Raw genomic sequence first — 15446 nt, forward strand, 5'->3', positions numbered from 1 at the left:
GCGAGAGGTGTTGGATACCTCTCGCATTTTGTTTTATACATTTGCGTATTTCTTTAGTAAAGTTTCAGCGATATCAGGGCGATCTGTAATGATGCCTGTTGCGCCTGAGCGAACTAAGCGAGACATCGTTACTAAATCGTTAATCCCTGTATATAAGACGTGACAATTTAAATCGCTTAAGAATTTGATGAATTTTGGTGAATCAAAATTCATGACATTAGATTTTAATGGTACTTCAAATACATCTACTTTTGGATTGAACAGGTGCCCGAATTGGCTTGTGAATGATGTATATGCTTTTGTAATATCAGCATCCCCAGCGCCTAACGCTACGCGATTTTGTGCGTATAAATTAAATCGATCGGCTTGTTCGCTGTAATTTGAAGATACAATGATACGATTTGTTGCCTGTAATTCTTCAAGTAGGCGCCATAGTTTGGAAGGCATTAAGCTACCTTCATAAGTATCGGGAGCATCTTTAATATCGATATATACAACCTTCTCAGGGAATGTTTCAAGCAATTTACGCAATGTCACAACTTCTACTTTTTCGTTTTTATATGGATAGTTGCCTTCTAAACATTCAAAGTTTTCTCCGATATTTAACTCGCGTAATTCAGCAAGTGTCAAGTCTTTTACAGAACTAGATACGCCTGTTAGTCGCTCCGTTGATGCATCGTGGAATAAAATAATTTCCTCATCTTTTGTAAGACGGACATCCACTTTAAATCCATCTACACCAGACTGTACTGCTTTTTCAAATGCCAGCATTGAATGTTCCGGTGCTAAATGAGCACCACCGTGATGTGCTAATACAATTGGACGTGTAGAGCTTAGTACGTCTTTATCTTCACGTTTTTGTGGTTTTGCTACTGCTTTTGTCCCTGCCCATACTGCTGCGCTAGCTGCTGCAATGGCAAGTGCGATGTTTGTTTTTTTTCCCATACTTTGTCCTCCTCATACATTACGTATTCCTTTGTGAAGCTTCAATTATACATGTAAGACATAAATAGAGCGCTGTTTTACATGAAACTCGTGAGGAAAAAACACTCTATAGTTTCTATTATAACGGAAAATACTACCTTCTGTCAGCTAAACGCTGTTGCTATCAATTTTCACTGTGTGGTATGCTCATATCAAGAAATGGAGGATTTATATATGATAGAAAGGCAAGGAATCATCGTCTATGTGCATCAGTTAAAGCATGCCAAGTCGCTTCGTAAATATGGTCATGTGCATTATATTTCACGCAAAATGAAGTACGTCGCAATGTATTGCAATCAAGAAGATGTTGACATGCTGAAACAAAAATTACAACGTCTTCCATTTGTGAAAGACGTTGTTGAATCATTCCGTCCGCTATTAAAAACGGAATTTGAGAATGCGAAACCAGATAAGGCAAAGGAATATGACTATAAAATAGGCCTTTAACTATTGCATTGGAGGTATATAGCGACTCATGCGTAAAATACCAATTAAGTATTGATAAAACTGGTTTGTTTCTGAAAAGATAGAAGAATGTTTCACTTCAAGCGTAGTTGCTTTTTTATCGATAGAAGCTAAAGCGTCTGTAAATAATGTTATCCGTTTTGTTGTTTTTTCTGCACTGTAAGGAATTCCTTCACGGCAGATATAAATAGGCATAAATTTGCTTTCTCCTACAGGTTGAAACGCAACGGCTAGTGAGCAAAATGTTTGTTCATTTTTAGTAGACGTAAAGATAAATGCTTCGTGGAAACGTACTTTGTTTGTTTGGATTAGTTCGCATAATTCATATACATCTCCGTAACCTTGACCAAGCTCTATAAATTGTTGAATCATTATGTTTCACATCCTTTCCATACCATATAGTATCACGATGCAGGAGGACAGGCACATGAAATTTGCAGTGAGTTTATTTACAACATTCTCAATCATCGTCGGCGCTATGTTATTTATGCAATACCAAGTGTATTCTAATCAAGACATTCCAACAAATGAAGCGTTTACGTATTCACAAGAAATTGAAATTACGTATAGAGAAGGAAGTCTAGATATCCGTCATCATTTTAAAAATTTACCAAACGATTCACTGGAGATTGTATGGCCCGCATTGGCGACCGATCGAAATTGTTTTTTAGAAACAGAATATAGCTGTGCACGTTTAAGTGAGGATAAGGTAACATTTGAAGCAGGTGAAAATCGCACCCAATCGGTTTCGTATATTATTCCACTTGAAGGCGGATTAACGTCTGAAAAAGTAATTAAAAATGTATATGTATCTTTAAAAAACGGTGATGTAAAATTTTCAACGGTGCATATTTCAACAGAAAGTTCAGTTGCCGGTCAGTGGGTGACGGGATTGCCACTCATTGGTCAGCAATCTTTAGCCCTTGTTAATTATTCAATGTTTAGTGGGAATGGACAAGTTCATGATCTTTATTGGCAACAAACAGGGCTTGCACTACAAAAGAAAACAGACGCATTATCCATTTATGCGAATACCGATATTTCAGCAGAGATAAGCCAAGCTGCAGACGAACTAAATCGTTTAAGTGATGAGCATATCGCCATTATTGCTGGAAATAATATAGAGGTGGAAGCACATCGTATGTTGTTTTTACCGCAGTTATCAGTATTGGCACTACAAAAAGAGGTCATGATGGCACAAGTCGAATCACAATATACATTTGTTGATTCACCATTATGGCTAAAGCACGTTGTTGCTATGTATTTATCAGGTGAGACTTTTGGTACGCCGCGAGCGCAAGAAATCGTGGAAATATTAACGAATCAAATGACAGAAGAACAACTAGTAGATTGGAAAACTCGCCTAAAAGAATTGGAAGGAAGTACCGTTTCGCCAGAGATTTTAGATAAGCAATTATCAGCTGTTCTTGGTACATATACCGAATATTTATCGATGAATGTAGATGCAAAGCAAACGTATCCATTTATGTTCCATGATAAACGAAAAGTGTATGTGAATAGTGTGCTAACAGAAGATATTGATGTTGTTTTATATGAAGGGAAAGTATTATATACAGCAGATCCATTATTACATAGCATTGGTTACACCACATCGCTTGGTCCAAATGGTTATTATGTAAATAGTGACACGCGTATTTTCCGCTTCCCAGAGAATGAACATGGTTTCTATGTATTTAATCAACGTCGTTATAATACGACGACATCACCTCTTTCTGTTGTAGCCGGTACTTACTACATTGAGGAATCATGGTTGCAGCGTTTATTTTTAATTGATTTACAAAAAGATGAGCAATCTATTTATATTACTACAACAGCACAGCAGTAGAAAGTTAGGTGAAGAAGTATGCGCGTTGTAGCGGGCGAGCGAAAAGGTATGCCCCTAAAGGCAATTACTGGTACGACAACAAGACCGACAACAGATAAAGTGAAAGAATCTATTTTCAATATGATTGGGCCATTTTTCGAGGGTGGGATTGCACTTGATTTATTTGCAGGAAGTGGCGGCTTAGGTATTGAAGCGTTAAGCCGTGGGGCAGATAGAGCAATCTTCGTTGAAAAAGATGGGAAGGCTTTCGGCACATTACAAGAGAATATTAAAAAATGTCGTTATGAAGATTATGTAGAAGCATTTCGGACAGATGCCGTTCGTGCTGTAAAAGCACTGTTAAAGCGTGATATTCAAATTGATTATTTATTTGTCGATCCTCCCTATCATAAAAAAGAATATTATGATTTAGTAGAAGTACTTGTACAAGGGGATAAATTAACGGAATATGCGACGATTGTTTGTGAGCACTCGACAGAAATACAGCTCCCAGCAAATTATGGCGCATTTACGTGTATGAGACAAGAAACTTACGGTGGAACGATTGTATCGATTTATCGTAGACAAGAGGGAGAGGGAGAAGCAATTGTCTGAGAAAGTTGCAGTAGTACCAGGAAGTTTTGATCCAATTACCAACGGACACTTAGATATTATTAAACGTGCTGCAGATGTATTTGATGTCGTGTATGTGGCGGTACTGAATAACTCATCGAAGAATCCATTATTTACTGTGGATGAGCGAATTGCACTAATTGCCGAAGTAACCAAACATTTGCCAAATATTCGAATTGAAAGTTCTTCGGGTTTATTAATTGATTATGCTCAGCAAAAAAAAGCACAGGCAATCGTACGTGGCTTACGAGCTGTCTCTGACTTTGAGTATGAGATGCAAATTACATCGATGAACCGCGTACTGGATGAGCATATTGAGACGTTCTTCATTATGACGAAAAACCAATATTCATTTTTAAGCTCCAGTATAGTAAAAGAAGTGGCGAAGTATGGAGGCAAAGTGAGTGAACTCGTGCCGTCCATTGTTGAACGGGCTTTAAAAGAGAAATTTAATGCGGAATGATAAAAAGGCTGCCCTTATAGGGTAGCCTTTTTAAATGAAAATTATCGCATATAGAACCGGAATTGCTACGGAATAGAGTACACGAATCCATGCATAAGTAGAGAGTGGGATAGCAGCTGCTTTTGCGATTACAGCTACTTGCATATGAATACTTAGACTTTGCGTTGTTAAGAATAATGTGACAGCGATGAGTAGCACATTCCCCGTTAATAATGTATGAGCAGCATGAAGCCCGTTCGTCATTTCGAGCGTAGCTGCAAGTAACAATAATTGTTTTGGTGCAAAAATATCGTCTGCAATCGTATAAAGCACGGCATAAATTGTGGCAAAGAAAATAATCGTCGAACCGACAACAAGCACAGTAGGCACACTTTCTTTAATGCTAGATGTAAACGCATTTTTAGGAATGGCGGTAGGTTTTGCATTATTTTTATGTGCTGGCAAGAAGAATAGTAAAATGAGTGAAAATGTATGAAGTAGTATTAAATATTGCCAGCTAAACTGAGTATTCCCCAGCAAATCTTGTCCTACAAAACCAATGACAAACAACGGGCTTGGACAATGGCAAATACCTAAAAGTAATGCAGCCTGCCTTTCTGTAATTTCGTTTCGTTCTTTCAATTGAGCGATGATTGAGGCACCTGTAGGAAAACCACCAAGTGCACTTAATATGTATATTTTTAAATAATAGAAGGGACCATTCAGCGGCAGTGGTGCAGTTAATTTTAACAGCCAGCTTGTCAATATTAAGTAGGTCAGTAAATAGGGAAATAATGCATCCATAAAAAGTGCTATTCCGAAATCTGCTCCTTGATGGGCAACGCCAGGAAAAAGCAGTAGTAACACTAATAGAAGTGTGCAGCAAATTAATTGGAAAATTAAAATTATAGAAATCCACTCTTTTCGATATTTTGTCATCTAAAGTATGAAGTGCTACACTAATATATGCATTATGATGATTGTTTATCGTATGTAAGAAGTAGGAGGTGCTCAAACGTTGAAGAATAGTAAAATTTCTGCATTAATTGTGACCTTTATTTGTATTATTTTGGTGGGCGTCCTGCTGCTCTATCCTTTAGATGTATACGTTATGAAGCCTGGTCATGCATATGATGTTTCAGAATACGTAATGGTTCAAGGTGGTGACGAAGATGATGAAGGGACCTTTAGTTTAATGACGGTATCGATGTCAAAAGCGACGCCACTAATGTATGTATATGCCAAGCTAAAAGATTATTATGAACTATTACCGATGAATCAAGTGCGTCAAAATGAAGAAGATGAAGAAGAATATAATGTACGCCAGTTAAAATTAATGGCAGATTCGCAGTTTAATGCATTGTATGTTGCTTTTTCACGCGCTGGTTTAGAGTATGAAGTAACCTTTCAAGGTGTGTATGTGCTAAATATCATTACAGATGGGGCGGCAGACGGTATATTAAAGCCAGGTGATGAAATTGTAGAAATCAACGGAGAAACGATTGAAAGTCAAGATATGCTTGTAAGGCGCATTGAAGAACAACGCGATGAAGGGCACGATGATATAGAGCTTGTTATTAATCGAAATGACGAATTATTAACAAAAGTCCTCACATTAAAAGAAATTCCGGGTAGTGAAGGAAGAGTGGGGTTAGGGATTATTTTTACAGAAAGTAAATCCATAAAAACGAGTCCAAATGTCAATATTGATACAGAGAGCATCGGTGGCCCATCAGCGGGATTGATGTTTACACTAGGAATATTAAACCAACTGCTTGATGAGGACTTGACAAAAGGTTACAAAATCGCTGGTACAGGTGAAATGTCAGAAGGTGGTATCGTTGGTCGCATTGGTGGTATAGAGAAAAAAGTTGTTGCTGCACATAAGGCAGGAATGGAAATTTTCTTTGCGCCAGATGATGAAGTGACAGCGGAAATGTTAAGTAGAAATCCAAACTATTTGTCAAACTACGAGGCTGCTGTTAAAACGGCAAAAGACATCGGTACGACAATGAAAATCGTACCGGTGAAAACGATCGAAGAGGCATTGCAGTATTTAGACCAACTAGAACCAAAAAACTAAACGCGAATAGGCGGGGTTTTAATATCCTCGTCTATTTTTTGTGGGCTGAATAACTGCATGCCAATCGCATACATGGTTGTTGCTTGAATATCGAGTGTAAGCATGGCGTCTTTTACAGCGGCGACGCGGCTAATGAGCGGTAATTCTATTTGTTTTTTATACGTCGATAAATAATGTTGTCCGTTTTCCGTCATGCCGAGTAAACGGATATAGGTTGGTGTGTCAAAAGCGTGTAATTGTTCTTTTGTAACCCCTGTATAAATATGTGTAAGCATCCGTTGTAGGCGAGTCCATGTATAACGCTTAGATTTTAGTTTCATCATAAATTCAGTGTAGGTATTGCTCGTCTTTGCGTGCTTAATAAGAGCATTTTCAATCCCTTCCTGCACGTCAGCGAAGGCGGTTAATTGTTCAGGTGTATGCCTTAGAATGGCATACTTTAAAAGCGGCCACAGTACTTCCCAAGACATGAATTTTGCGTGTTTAGCTTGCCAATCGCACAGGAGCGTGTAAGGTTTTTCGGGTAAAAAGTGAGACACGTCTTGTCCATCAGATAAAGCTTTTCGAATGCCTGTGGCGCTAGCAATATGTTTTTGGTAATCAACTTCATCGTAATAACCTGCTTCAATCCTCTGAATGGTGACAGCTTGCATCTTGCTTTGTAATGCATTTGCTGCTTCAATGTAATGAAACCCTAAAATATTATTAGGCTGTGATAAATCAATATAATGATTAGGGTAGGTTAACTTTAATGATTCGTAAGCATAATGGAGCGCTTGCGGGTAGCTCATGCCTGTTTTGATTGCTTGTTGAATGAATATATCATACTGAGCGCGATTCGATTCAATCAGTTCAACTGTGTTTAAAAATGGCGTAATGCTACCTTGTTCGCTACCGAAAGCAAATGTGGAGCAACCAATTGCATCGAGCAGTGTAATGGCACCTTTTGCAAAATTGTGAGCTAGAGCTGTACTATATACATAAGGCAATTCAATCACTAAGTCTACACCGCTTGCTAGAGCCATTTTTGTACGTGTCCATTTATCCACAAGAGCAGGTTCACCACGTTGCAAAAACTGCCCGCTCATTACTGCGATAGCGACTTCTGCTTCAGTTACTCGTTTAGCTTCTTGTACATGATGAAAATGGCCATTATGGAATGGGTTATATTCAACAACAAGTCCAACCGCTTGCAAATTAGTCCACCTCCTAGTAAAGTAAATATTTATGTGATAAGCGAGAATAATTTTAAAGCATATATTTATACTGATTATACGGGCGATTTAAACTGGTGACAAGAAATTATCTTGACATCTATTTTTGTAAGCTATATAATCTACAGTGTTGTCTCGAGGTGATTAACGAATGAAGTGGTCAATTCATCAATTATCGAAGTATCGCCAAAATGGGATGCCGATTGATGCTGAAGTACAATTGGATGAAGTGAAGGATCGCAACAAGGACATTCGCCGCATTTCACCCGTTCATGTAAAAGGGCTTTGTACTTTTGGTGCATCGCAAATGACTTGTCAATTTACGCTTGAAGCGACATTAACACTTCCATGTGCTCGCACGTGGGAAGATGTTGAATATCCTATCAACGTTGAGACAACTGAAGTTTTCAGTTGGATTGACGAAGAGAAGCGTGGGGATGTTGATGGCGATATCCATTATATCGATGGTGAAGTCATTGACATGAAGCCAGTGCTAGAAGAGCTAATACTTTTAGAGATTCCGATGCAAGTATTCAAAGAGGATACCGAAGGACAAGTGCAAGGCGGGAAAAACTGGTCATATTCAACAGACGAAGATGAAGCGATTAAACGTGAATCTGACGAACCAAAATTGGATCCAAGACTGGCTGCTTTAGCTAAGTATTTTGATCAAACAGATGAATAGATAATCTGTAAGGAGGTGCCAATAATGGCTGTACCATTTAGAAGAACTTCTAAAACTGCAAAAAGAAAGCGTCGTACGCATTTCAAATTATCTGTACCTGGCATGGTAGCTTGCCCAAACTGTGGTGAAGCTAAATTAGCTCACCGTGTTTGTAAAGCATGCGGACAATACAAAGGTAAAGAAGTAGTAGCGAAATAATTCAGTATTTACGCTATATCAAGGTGATATAAGAGGCCATGGCTCTTATATCACCTTTTTCTTTTGGTTATATTATAATTTGGGTATATGTTGGCGTGATGGTTGGGGAAGTAAATGGAGGGGGAGAGAAGCCCTTTATTTTAACAAAATATCACTGAGCTTTCTTTTTTTATAACAAATTTAGCGAATATTCGCATAGTTGTGTTGTCAAATCTGTACGAATTAGGCTACCATTAAAGGACGTTTACTAGCGCAAAGATTATAAAGGGGATGACAGAAGTGGCTTATTTAATTGAAAAAAACGATGGGATTTTAATATTTACTATCGATCGTGAAGAAAAGCGGAATGCGGTTAATGATGAAGTGATGGATGGCTTAAAAGAGGTCATTACATATGTAAAAGAACATAATGATGTACGTTTTTTAGTGATAACAGGTGCTGGCGATAAATCGTTTTGTTCCGGTGGAGATTTATCTGTGTTTCACGAATTAGAAACAGAAGAGCAAGCATTCGGTATGTTAAGTAAAATGGCGAATATTTTGTATGAATTAGCTACATTACCAGTGCCAACAGTAGCGTTAATTAATGGTACAGCGGTTGGCGGTGGTTGTGAAATTGCCACAGCTTGTGATTTCCGTTTAATGGCTTCTCATGCGAAAGCTGGATTTATTCAAGGGACTTTGGCGATTACCTCTGGCTGGGGTGGTGGTACATATTTATTTGAACGTGGATTACGTCATGACCGTGCATTAAAAATGTTAGTGGATGCTAAACCGTACGATGCGCAAACATTGTATGAAATCGGCTGGGCAATGCGTGTTTACTTTGAAGGAACGAAGGAAGAGGCGCTTGGTGATTTTATCGAACATATGAGTAACATTCATCCATCTGTACATCAAGCTTATAAAGAAATTGAGCTTCGTAAATGGCGTGAACGCAATATGTACGGTCGCATTATGGAGGAAGTGCGTACATGTGCGAAGTTATGGGAGAGTGAAGCACATCACGAGGCGGTTAATAGCTTCCTAACGAAATCAAAAAAATAATGCACTAGATGGATTGTCTCTAAAAAGAAGGAGGCAATTCATTTTTTTATTCTAATTTTTTACCCGATGCATATAGTAGTAAAAAATGCGAGGTGAACAAGTTGGGAGAAAAAAGACGTAAAGACCAATGGACGGCAGTGGATGATGAAAAACTAGCAGAAATTGTGATTGGTTATGTCCAAAATGGCAAGACACAATTAGAAGCATTTTCGCGTGCTGCAGAAGTGCTGGGGCGTACAAAGCAGGCTTGTGGTTTCAGATGGAATAAGACGCTTAGGTTACAATATGGACATGTGTTAGATAATGTCCGGAAGCGTCCTAAACAAATGATGCGTAGCCACTTAAAACTAGCGCTAACAAATTTTGAAGAATTAACAGAAGCGTATAATACGCTTGATTTAAAATATCGTGAATTACAGGCTGAGTATGATAAAATGTTAAAATGGTTACATCAAGGGACTAGTTTTTTAAATAAAGAAGTTGGACAATAATGAACAGCAATCACATATCTCGAAAGTTAAGGAATTATCCCTTATAATGATGAGAAGGTCTGTTTTATAAGTGAGAAAAGTAGCGATTTCAACAGATGTGAGCGCTACTTTTATTTCTCGTTAACGGGCACCCACCTCCCTTTCTTGATTTTCTTAAGCCTTGAGGTGGGCGGCTTGTACCGATCCCTTCGCTTTCAGTACAGATAAACTATTTCCTGTTACTGGGGGATAAAAGAACATGTGTGGTCGGAAAAATTGTACAATACTGTTATTCAACTTACTATAGTATGATATGAAGTATGAGACTAATAAGTTTAAGGTGGGGTAGCAGGTGACAGTTCAAATTATTGGAGGCGGTGCTGTTGGCTTGCTGATGGCAAGCTTCTTTTCGGAAAAAAACATACACGTCGAGATCGTCTCTCAGCGTAGTGAACAATGTGAAGCATTATGTACATATGGATTAGTTCGAAAAGGGAGAGCGGGTGAGGAGGAAAGGTTTTCGGTAGGAGGCACGACGCAAATCGCGGAGACTCCAGAGCTTGTTATTATTGCCACGAAATATAATGCACTTGCTCATGTTTATCCACTCCTCACACGATTGCCGACAACGGTTCCTTTGTTATTTCTTCAAAATGGTTTAGCTCATTTCGAAGAAGCGTTACACTTACCGCATTTACACATCGCATTTGGTAGTGCTCAATTTGGTGCGCAACGAGAAAATGATTATACGGTGATGCATAAAGGAATAGGTGTTTTAAAGGTAGCGTTAGCACGTGGAGCTGTTGAAAAATTTGCTTATATCGATGAGCTACAAGGGGAGTTATTACCTATTCAACATGAAATGGATGCGGAAAAAATGTTATTAGAAAAAGCGCTCCTAAATTGCTTTATTAATCCGTTAACCGCTATATTAAAAGTGAAAAATGGGGAATTAATCACAAATGCTCATGCCTATTCATTGCTTGAAACATTATACGAGGAATTGATGACGGCATTTCCGAGCGTTCGGTCGCAATTTCCGTTTGATTGTGTAAAAGTTCTGTGTGAAAAAACAGCTACGAATACTTCTTCTATGCTAGCTGATAGACTAGCGGGCCGCAAAACAGAGGTCGATACGATTGTAGGGGCGATTTTAGCGAAAGCAGCACGAAATCAACAGCAGATTCCAACGTTATATACGTTGTATGAAATGATCAAGGCGTTAGAACAGGTGGAGAGTGGTGATAAAATGTGAAAACATTTATTGAAGCGGTAGGTGGCGTTATTCTCATTTGCCCGCTTGTAGCATTAATACTAACATTTATCATTTGTAGGAAGATGCGTATAAAAAAAGTACATGCGGTCGGATTTGCTGCGGATGTCACAACATTTATTTTGTTTTTCTCTGTTCCGCTCGCTTTTTATAGCATTTGGGAGAAATCTTTGTTTTTGTCGATCGTTATTGTTGCATTACTTATTGCGATTAGCTTTACATATGTCGATTGGCGAACGAAAAAGGAAATTGACGTGCCGATTTTATTGAAAAAGATATGGCGTGTTTATTTTATACTATTGAGTGCGATGTATTTAGGGGCTTGGGTCATTGGTCTCTCAGTAAATATTATGGAATATCTAGCGGCACCATAAGGCAAAAATGTTTTCGCGAGCAGGTAAAACATATACAATAATACATATATATAAAGTAAAAATATACTAGCATAGTAAACTGAACCGTTAGACGATGCAAACCATGCATAGTTGAGTTAGAAAGTAGAGGCGTTTATTTCATGAAGCTGGAGCAAATTTCATTACCAGTGAACAATGAAGTGTTAGCGGATTATTGGAATCAGGAAGCTAATATCCATTCATTTTTTGCGTATCCATTTGAAAAAGATTCGTTTGCAAAACGTGTAAATACGATACATAAACAGTCCTATAAACGAGAGGCTTTAGTACAAGTGATTCGTTCTTATATGGAGCGCTTTGGTGTATCAAAACAAGCAGAAAAACATTTGCAGGAGCTGGAAGAAGGGGCATTTGCCGTTGTTGGTGGGCAACAAGCAGGTGTATTCACAGGGCCTTTATACTCAGTTTATAAAGCGATAACGGTTATTTTGTTGGCAAATGAACAACGGCAAGCATTGAATCTACCAGTTGTACCGGTTTTTTGGATTGCTGGAGAAGACCATGATTTAGAAGAGATTAATCATACATTTACCGCTGTAGAGGGAGCGCTTAAAAAGCGTGGATACAGTAAACGTTCAAATAAAAAAACGATGGCATCAACAACGATAATCGATCATGAGGCGATGGAGCAGTTGATTAAAACTGTTTTTGAAGATTATGGTGAAACAGCATATACAGAGGCGTTACTTCATGAAGTATTGGAAGCGAGTCGTTATAGCCAAACATTTACAGATTTCTTTGCGACATTAATGAATCGTTTATTTGCGGAATACGGGCTATTAATGATTGATGCAGCGTATGAGCCATTGCGTGAATTAGAAAGTGATTATTTTGAGCGCTTAATTGAACATAATGAAGAAATTGCGCAAGTTGTAGTGGCGCAAGAGCAAGTGCTACAAGCAGCGGGCTATGGGAAGCCAATTGAGGCAACTAGTCAAAATGCCAATTTATTTTATGTAAAAGACGGTGAGCGCTTTTTACTAGAAAGAAAAGATGGGTATTTTGTCAATGCTTTAGCACAGCTAAAATTGACAAAAGAAGAGCTGTTACACATAGCAAAACATACGCCAGAAAAATTAAGTAACAATGTGGTCACAAGACCGTTAATGCAAGAAATGGTATTACCTGTTTTGGCATTTGTTGGAGGTCCAGGTGAACTAGCATATTGGGCAACTTTAGGACGAGCATTTAGCACATTAAATCTTGAAATGCCTATTTTTGCACCGCGCTTGAACATTTCGGTTGTGACACGTAAAGTTCAACCGTTACTCGAGTTACATCAATTAACGTTTGAAGATGTTGTAGCGGGGAAAGCGACTAAAGCGAAAGAGCAATTTATTGCCAGTGTGCAAGATGAGCAAGTCATTGCGCAAGTGGAAGACATGCAAGAGGCACTGCTTGAGCAATATAAGTTAGTATACACTCAGTTAGCTAATAATGATTTACAACTTGATCAAACGATTGAAAAGAATAAAGCGTATCATATTAAACAATTTGCTTATTTGAAAAATAAAATCTCAGAGCAAACGCTGCAGAAGCATAGTGTAGCGATTCGTCAATTTAATATAATGAATGCTGAAATTTTTCCGAATGATAGCTGGCAAGAACGAATATTTAATCCTTATCAGTTAATGAATCAGTATGGACCGACATTTGTAGAAGATTTAATGGAATTACCACTCAATATATGTCCTGAACATTATGTAGTAATATGTTAATAAAAAACAGTTATCTCGAAAGTGAGGTAACTTTTTTTTATGACCATTTTAGTATTTTGGGTAAATGGAAATAAGGTCTAAATTCCCGAATCCCTGTAATGGCGAGGGAAAGGCGGGAATTTAGTGGTAGAAAGTGGGGGGATGTGGTACATTATTAACTAAAGTAGGGGTGAGTAGTATGTTCATGGGAGAATATCAACATTCGGTTGATATGAAAGGACGTTTAATTGTTCCCGCGAAATTTCGTGAGCTGTTAGTTGACACTTTTGTCATTACGCGCGGACTTGATAACTGTCTTTTTGGCTACCCTATGGATGAATGGCGAAAACTCGAAGAAAAATTAAAAGGACTTCCGATGACAAAAAAAGATACACGTGCATTTACACGTTTCTTCTTTTCAGGAGCAACTGAAGTAGAAATAGATAAGCAAGGTCGTATTAATATCCCAACAACACTCCTTACACATGCAAACATTACAAAGGAATGCGTCATTATTGGGGTGGCGACGCGTATTGAAATTTGGGCTAAAGAGGCTTGGGAACAATACTTTAAGCAATCTGAGGAATCCTTTAATGAAATTGCAGAAAATATGGTAGGCTTGGATTTTTAATGAAGCCCAAAGGAGTAAGTTTTTATGTTCGATCATACAACCGTGTTATTAAAGGAAACTGTTGATGGGTTGGACATCAATCCCGATGGTATCTATGTTGATTGTACACTAGGTGGTGCAGGTCATAGTGAGTATTTAGTAAAACAGTTATCGCCACAAGGTCGCCTCATTTGTTTTGATCAAGATACGACGGCGATTGAAAATGCACAAATTCGCTTAGCCGATTATTTGGATCGTGTAATTTTTGTACATTCAAATTTCCGATATTTGAAAGATGAATTGTACAAGCTGAATATTCATAAAGTAGATGGCATTTTATATGATCTTGGTGTATCATCACCGCAACTTGACACACCAGAACGAGGATTTAGTTATCATCATGATGCGCCACTTGATATGCGTATGGATCAAACTGCGGAGTTAACGGCAGCTCATGTTGTGAATGAATGGTCATATGAGGATTTGGTTCGTATCTTTTTCCGTTATGGCGAGGAGAAGTTTTCCAAGCAAGTAGCGCGTAAAATCGAAGAGGCAAGAAAGAAAGCGCCAATCGAAACGACAGGGCAATTAGTGGAGCTCATAAAAGAAGGCATTCCAGCAGCAGCCCGGAGAAAAGGCGGGCATCCTGCAAAGCGTATTTTCCAAGCGATTCGTATTGCGGTAAATGATGAGTTAGGTGTAGCGGAAGAGTCGCTAATCGACGCAATTGAGTTATTAAAAGTGGGCGGACGCATAAGTGTCATTACATTCCACTCTTTAGAAGATCGCTTATGCAAAACGATATTTAAGGAAGCGTCTTCATTACCGGAGCTTCCACCAGGTTTACCGATTATTCCGGATCATATGAAACCAACATTGAAATTAATAACACGAAAGCCGATTTTACCATCAGAAGAGGAGTTAATAGCAAATAATCGTTCACGCTCAGCGAAGTTAAGAATTGCTGAAAAAATAAACGATAAAGGACGTGACTAAATGGCAGTTCGAGTTAGACAACAAACTTATATTCAACAACCGTCAATGCCGGAACAGCCACAGCAGCAACCGTCGCCTCAAAAGCAGAAAAAAGCTGATAAACCGTCATTGATTACAGGGAAAGAAAAAGTGCTATACATAACTTTTGTTATTGTGGTGGCATTGTTCGCCGTATCTATTTTGCATAAGCAAGGACAAATTCAAACGACGACGATGGAAATACAAAAGCTTGAATCAGAAATTCAAGAAGTCACAAAGCAAAATGTAGAGTTAAAAGTACAAGTAAGTGAACAATCAACTCATGAACGCATTTGGGAAAAAGCGAAAGAGCTAGGCTTAACATTGAATGGGAAAAATGTAAAGGTTGTGTCAGGGGAATGAAAAAGCTCAAATTTCGCTTTCAATTAGGAG

The 15446-nt window shown here is 38.4% G+C and carries 19 protein-coding genes; 15 read left to right on the forward strand and 4 right to left on the reverse strand.

The window, feature by feature from the left end; all coding sequences use genetic code 11:
* Nucleotides 1-33: 33 nt before the first annotated feature.
* On the reverse strand, nucleotides 34-945 hold the full coding sequence (locus tag ACQQ2I_RS04425) for a glycerophosphodiester phosphodiesterase family protein (protein ID WP_431029372.1): 912 nt from the start codon (nucleotides 943-945) through the stop codon (nucleotides 34-36).
* A 213-nt stretch (nucleotides 946-1158) separates the two neighbouring features.
* Between ACQQ2I_RS04425 and ACQQ2I_RS04430 the strand changes: the two genes are divergently transcribed.
* Nucleotides 1159-1431: a YlbG family protein gene (locus ACQQ2I_RS04430; RefSeq protein WP_431029373.1), complete on the forward strand. Its 273-nt coding sequence runs from the start codon at nucleotides 1159-1161 to the stop codon at nucleotides 1429-1431.
* Here the strand turns inward: ACQQ2I_RS04430 and ACQQ2I_RS04435 are convergent, their stop codons facing one another.
* Complete coding sequence (locus tag ACQQ2I_RS04435; protein WP_431029374.1) at nucleotides 1432-1821, reverse strand: DUF7147 family protein; 390 nt, start codon at nucleotides 1819-1821, stop codon at nucleotides 1432-1434. It lies immediately after the preceding gene.
* Between the two features lie 55 nt (nucleotides 1822-1876).
* On the opposite strand from ACQQ2I_RS04435, the gene ACQQ2I_RS04440 reads away from it, so the two are divergent.
* Genes ACQQ2I_RS04440 through coaD form a run of 3 tightly spaced genes read left to right on the forward strand, consistent with a single transcriptional unit; the run spans nucleotide 1877 to nucleotide 4370 of the window.
* Nucleotides 1877-3295 (forward strand): RNA polymerase II, encoded by a 1419-nt coding sequence (locus ACQQ2I_RS04440; RefSeq protein ID WP_431029375.1) that lies wholly within the window; start codon nucleotides 1877-1879, stop codon nucleotides 3293-3295.
* Nucleotides 3296-3313: 18 nt separating this feature from the next.
* Nucleotides 3314-3889: a 16S rRNA (guanine(966)-N(2))-methyltransferase RsmD gene (gene rsmD / locus ACQQ2I_RS04445; RefSeq protein ID WP_431029376.1), complete on the forward strand. Its 576-nt coding sequence runs from the start codon at nucleotides 3314-3316 to the stop codon at nucleotides 3887-3889.
* Nucleotides 3882-4370 carry a pantetheine-phosphate adenylyltransferase gene (gene coaD / locus ACQQ2I_RS04450; RefSeq protein WP_431029377.1) on the forward strand — a complete coding sequence of 163 codons (489 nt, stop codon included), beginning with the start codon at nucleotides 3882-3884 and terminating at the stop codon, nucleotides 4368-4370. The genes rsmD and coaD overlap by 8 nt, the downstream gene beginning before the upstream one ends.
* A gap of 30 nt (nucleotides 4371-4400) precedes the next feature.
* Here coaD and ACQQ2I_RS04455 read toward each other — a convergent pair whose 3' ends face one another.
* Nucleotides 4401-5288 (reverse strand): hypothetical protein, encoded by an 888-nt coding sequence (locus ACQQ2I_RS04455; RefSeq protein WP_431029378.1) that lies wholly within the window; start codon nucleotides 5286-5288, stop codon nucleotides 4401-4403.
* A 79-nt stretch (nucleotides 5289-5367) separates the two neighbouring features.
* Between ACQQ2I_RS04455 and ACQQ2I_RS04460 the strand changes: the two genes are divergently transcribed.
* Entirely contained in the window at nucleotides 5368-6432 is a 1065-nt protein-coding gene (locus ACQQ2I_RS04460; protein ID WP_431029379.1) for a SepM family pheromone-processing serine protease, read from the forward strand.
* On the opposite strand, the gene ACQQ2I_RS04465 is transcribed toward ACQQ2I_RS04460, so the two are convergent.
* Complete coding sequence (locus tag ACQQ2I_RS04465) at nucleotides 6429-7628, reverse strand: nucleotidyltransferase (protein WP_431029380.1); 1200 nt, start codon at nucleotides 7626-7628, stop codon at nucleotides 6429-6431. The genes ACQQ2I_RS04460 and ACQQ2I_RS04465 overlap by 4 nt on opposite strands.
* Nucleotides 7629-7797: 169 nt before the next feature.
* Between ACQQ2I_RS04465 and ACQQ2I_RS04470 the strand changes: the two genes are divergently transcribed.
* The 10 genes from ACQQ2I_RS04470 (at nucleotide 7798) to ftsL (ending at nucleotide 15416) form a co-directional block, all read left to right on the forward strand.
* The gene (locus tag ACQQ2I_RS04470; RefSeq protein ID WP_431029381.1) at nucleotides 7798-8331 is read left to right on the forward strand and encodes a YceD family protein; all 534 of its coding nucleotides are present in this window, start codon (nucleotides 7798-7800) and stop codon (nucleotides 8329-8331) included.
* Nucleotides 8332-8355: 24 nt separating this feature from the next.
* Nucleotides 8356-8529, forward strand: a complete 174-nt coding sequence (gene rpmF / locus ACQQ2I_RS04475; RefSeq protein ID WP_431029382.1) for a 50S ribosomal protein L32 — start codon at nucleotides 8356-8358, stop codon at nucleotides 8527-8529.
* Nucleotides 8530-8808: 279 nt separating this feature from the next.
* On the forward strand, nucleotides 8809-9576 hold the full coding sequence (locus ACQQ2I_RS04480; protein ID WP_431029383.1) for an enoyl-CoA hydratase/isomerase family protein: 768 nt from the start codon (nucleotides 8809-8811) through the stop codon (nucleotides 9574-9576).
* Nucleotides 9577-9677: 101 nt separating this feature from the next.
* Nucleotides 9678-10067, forward strand: a complete 390-nt coding sequence (locus ACQQ2I_RS04485) for a transcriptional regulator (RefSeq protein WP_391366319.1) — start codon at nucleotides 9678-9680, stop codon at nucleotides 10065-10067.
* A gap of 331 nt (nucleotides 10068-10398) precedes the next feature.
* Complete coding sequence (locus tag ACQQ2I_RS04490; RefSeq protein WP_431029384.1) at nucleotides 10399-11301, forward strand: ketopantoate reductase family protein; 903 nt, start codon at nucleotides 10399-10401, stop codon at nucleotides 11299-11301.
* Nucleotides 11298-11693 carry a DUF3397 domain-containing protein gene (locus ACQQ2I_RS04495; RefSeq protein ID WP_431029385.1) on the forward strand — a complete coding sequence of 132 codons (396 nt, stop codon included), beginning with the start codon at nucleotides 11298-11300 and terminating at the stop codon, nucleotides 11691-11693. The genes ACQQ2I_RS04490 and ACQQ2I_RS04495 overlap by 4 nt, the downstream gene beginning before the upstream one ends.
* 140 nt (nucleotides 11694-11833) lie before the next feature.
* Complete coding sequence (gene bshC, locus ACQQ2I_RS04500) at nucleotides 11834-13450, forward strand: bacillithiol biosynthesis cysteine-adding enzyme BshC (RefSeq protein ID WP_431029386.1); 1617 nt, start codon at nucleotides 11834-11836, stop codon at nucleotides 13448-13450.
* Nucleotides 13451-13628: 178 nt separating this feature from the next.
* Entirely contained in the window at nucleotides 13629-14060 is a 432-nt protein-coding gene (gene mraZ / locus ACQQ2I_RS04505) for a division/cell wall cluster transcriptional repressor MraZ (RefSeq protein ID WP_431029387.1), read from the forward strand.
* Nucleotides 14061-14084: 24 nt separating this feature from the next.
* Nucleotides 14085-15035 carry a 16S rRNA (cytosine(1402)-N(4))-methyltransferase RsmH gene (gene rsmH / locus ACQQ2I_RS04510; RefSeq protein WP_431029388.1) on the forward strand — a complete coding sequence of 317 codons (951 nt, stop codon included), beginning with the start codon at nucleotides 14085-14087 and terminating at the stop codon, nucleotides 15033-15035.
* Nucleotides 15036-15416, forward strand: coding sequence for a cell division protein FtsL (gene ftsL, locus ACQQ2I_RS04515; protein WP_431029389.1), 381 nt, complete (start codon nucleotides 15036-15038; stop codon nucleotides 15414-15416). It abuts the gene before it with no gap.
* Nucleotides 15417-15446: the final 30 nt, after the last annotated feature.

It is taken from the genome of Lysinibacillus sp. LZ02, assembly GCF_050613145.1.
In the GTDB taxonomy this organism is placed as follows: domain Bacteria; phylum Bacillota; class Bacilli; order Bacillales_A; family Planococcaceae; genus Lysinibacillus_B.

What these genes read in the sequence shown, in the direction of transcription:
- bshC (WP_431029386.1), top strand. Translation starts at nt 11,834, where the DNA reads ATGAAGCTGGAGCAAATTTCATTACCAGTGAACAATGAAGTGTTAGCG.
- ftsL (WP_431029389.1), top strand. Translation starts at nt 15,036, where the DNA reads ATGGCAGTTCGAGTTAGACAACAAACTTATATTCAACAACCGTCAATG.
- ACQQ2I_RS04440 (WP_431029375.1), top strand. Translation starts at nt 1,877, where the DNA reads ATGAAATTTGCAGTGAGTTTATTTACAACATTCTCAATCATCGTCGGC.
- ACQQ2I_RS04455 (WP_431029378.1), bottom strand. Translation starts at nt 5,288, where the DNA reads ATGACAAAATATCGAAAAGAGTGGATTTCTATAATTTTAATTTTCCAA.
- rpmF (WP_431029382.1), top strand. Translation starts at nt 8,356, where the DNA reads ATGGCTGTACCATTTAGAAGAACTTCTAAAACTGCAAAAAGAAAGCGT.
- ACQQ2I_RS04470 (WP_431029381.1), top strand. Translation starts at nt 7,798, where the DNA reads ATGAAGTGGTCAATTCATCAATTATCGAAGTATCGCCAAAATGGGATG.
- rsmD (WP_431029376.1), top strand. Translation starts at nt 3,314, where the DNA reads ATGCGCGTTGTAGCGGGCGAGCGAAAAGGTATGCCCCTAAAGGCAATT.
- ACQQ2I_RS04430 (WP_431029373.1), top strand. Translation starts at nt 1,159, where the DNA reads ATGATAGAAAGGCAAGGAATCATCGTCTATGTGCATCAGTTAAAGCAT.
- rsmH (WP_431029388.1), top strand. Translation starts at nt 14,085, where the DNA reads ATGTTCGATCATACAACCGTGTTATTAAAGGAAACTGTTGATGGGTTG.
- mraZ (WP_431029387.1), top strand. Translation starts at nt 13,629, where the DNA reads ATGTTCATGGGAGAATATCAACATTCGGTTGATATGAAAGGACGTTTA.
- ACQQ2I_RS04425 (WP_431029372.1), bottom strand. Translation starts at nt 945, where the DNA reads ATGGGAAAAAAAACAAACATCGCACTTGCCATTGCAGCAGCTAGCGCA.
- ACQQ2I_RS04435 (WP_431029374.1), bottom strand. Translation starts at nt 1,821, where the DNA reads ATGATTCAACAATTTATAGAGCTTGGTCAAGGTTACGGAGATGTATAT.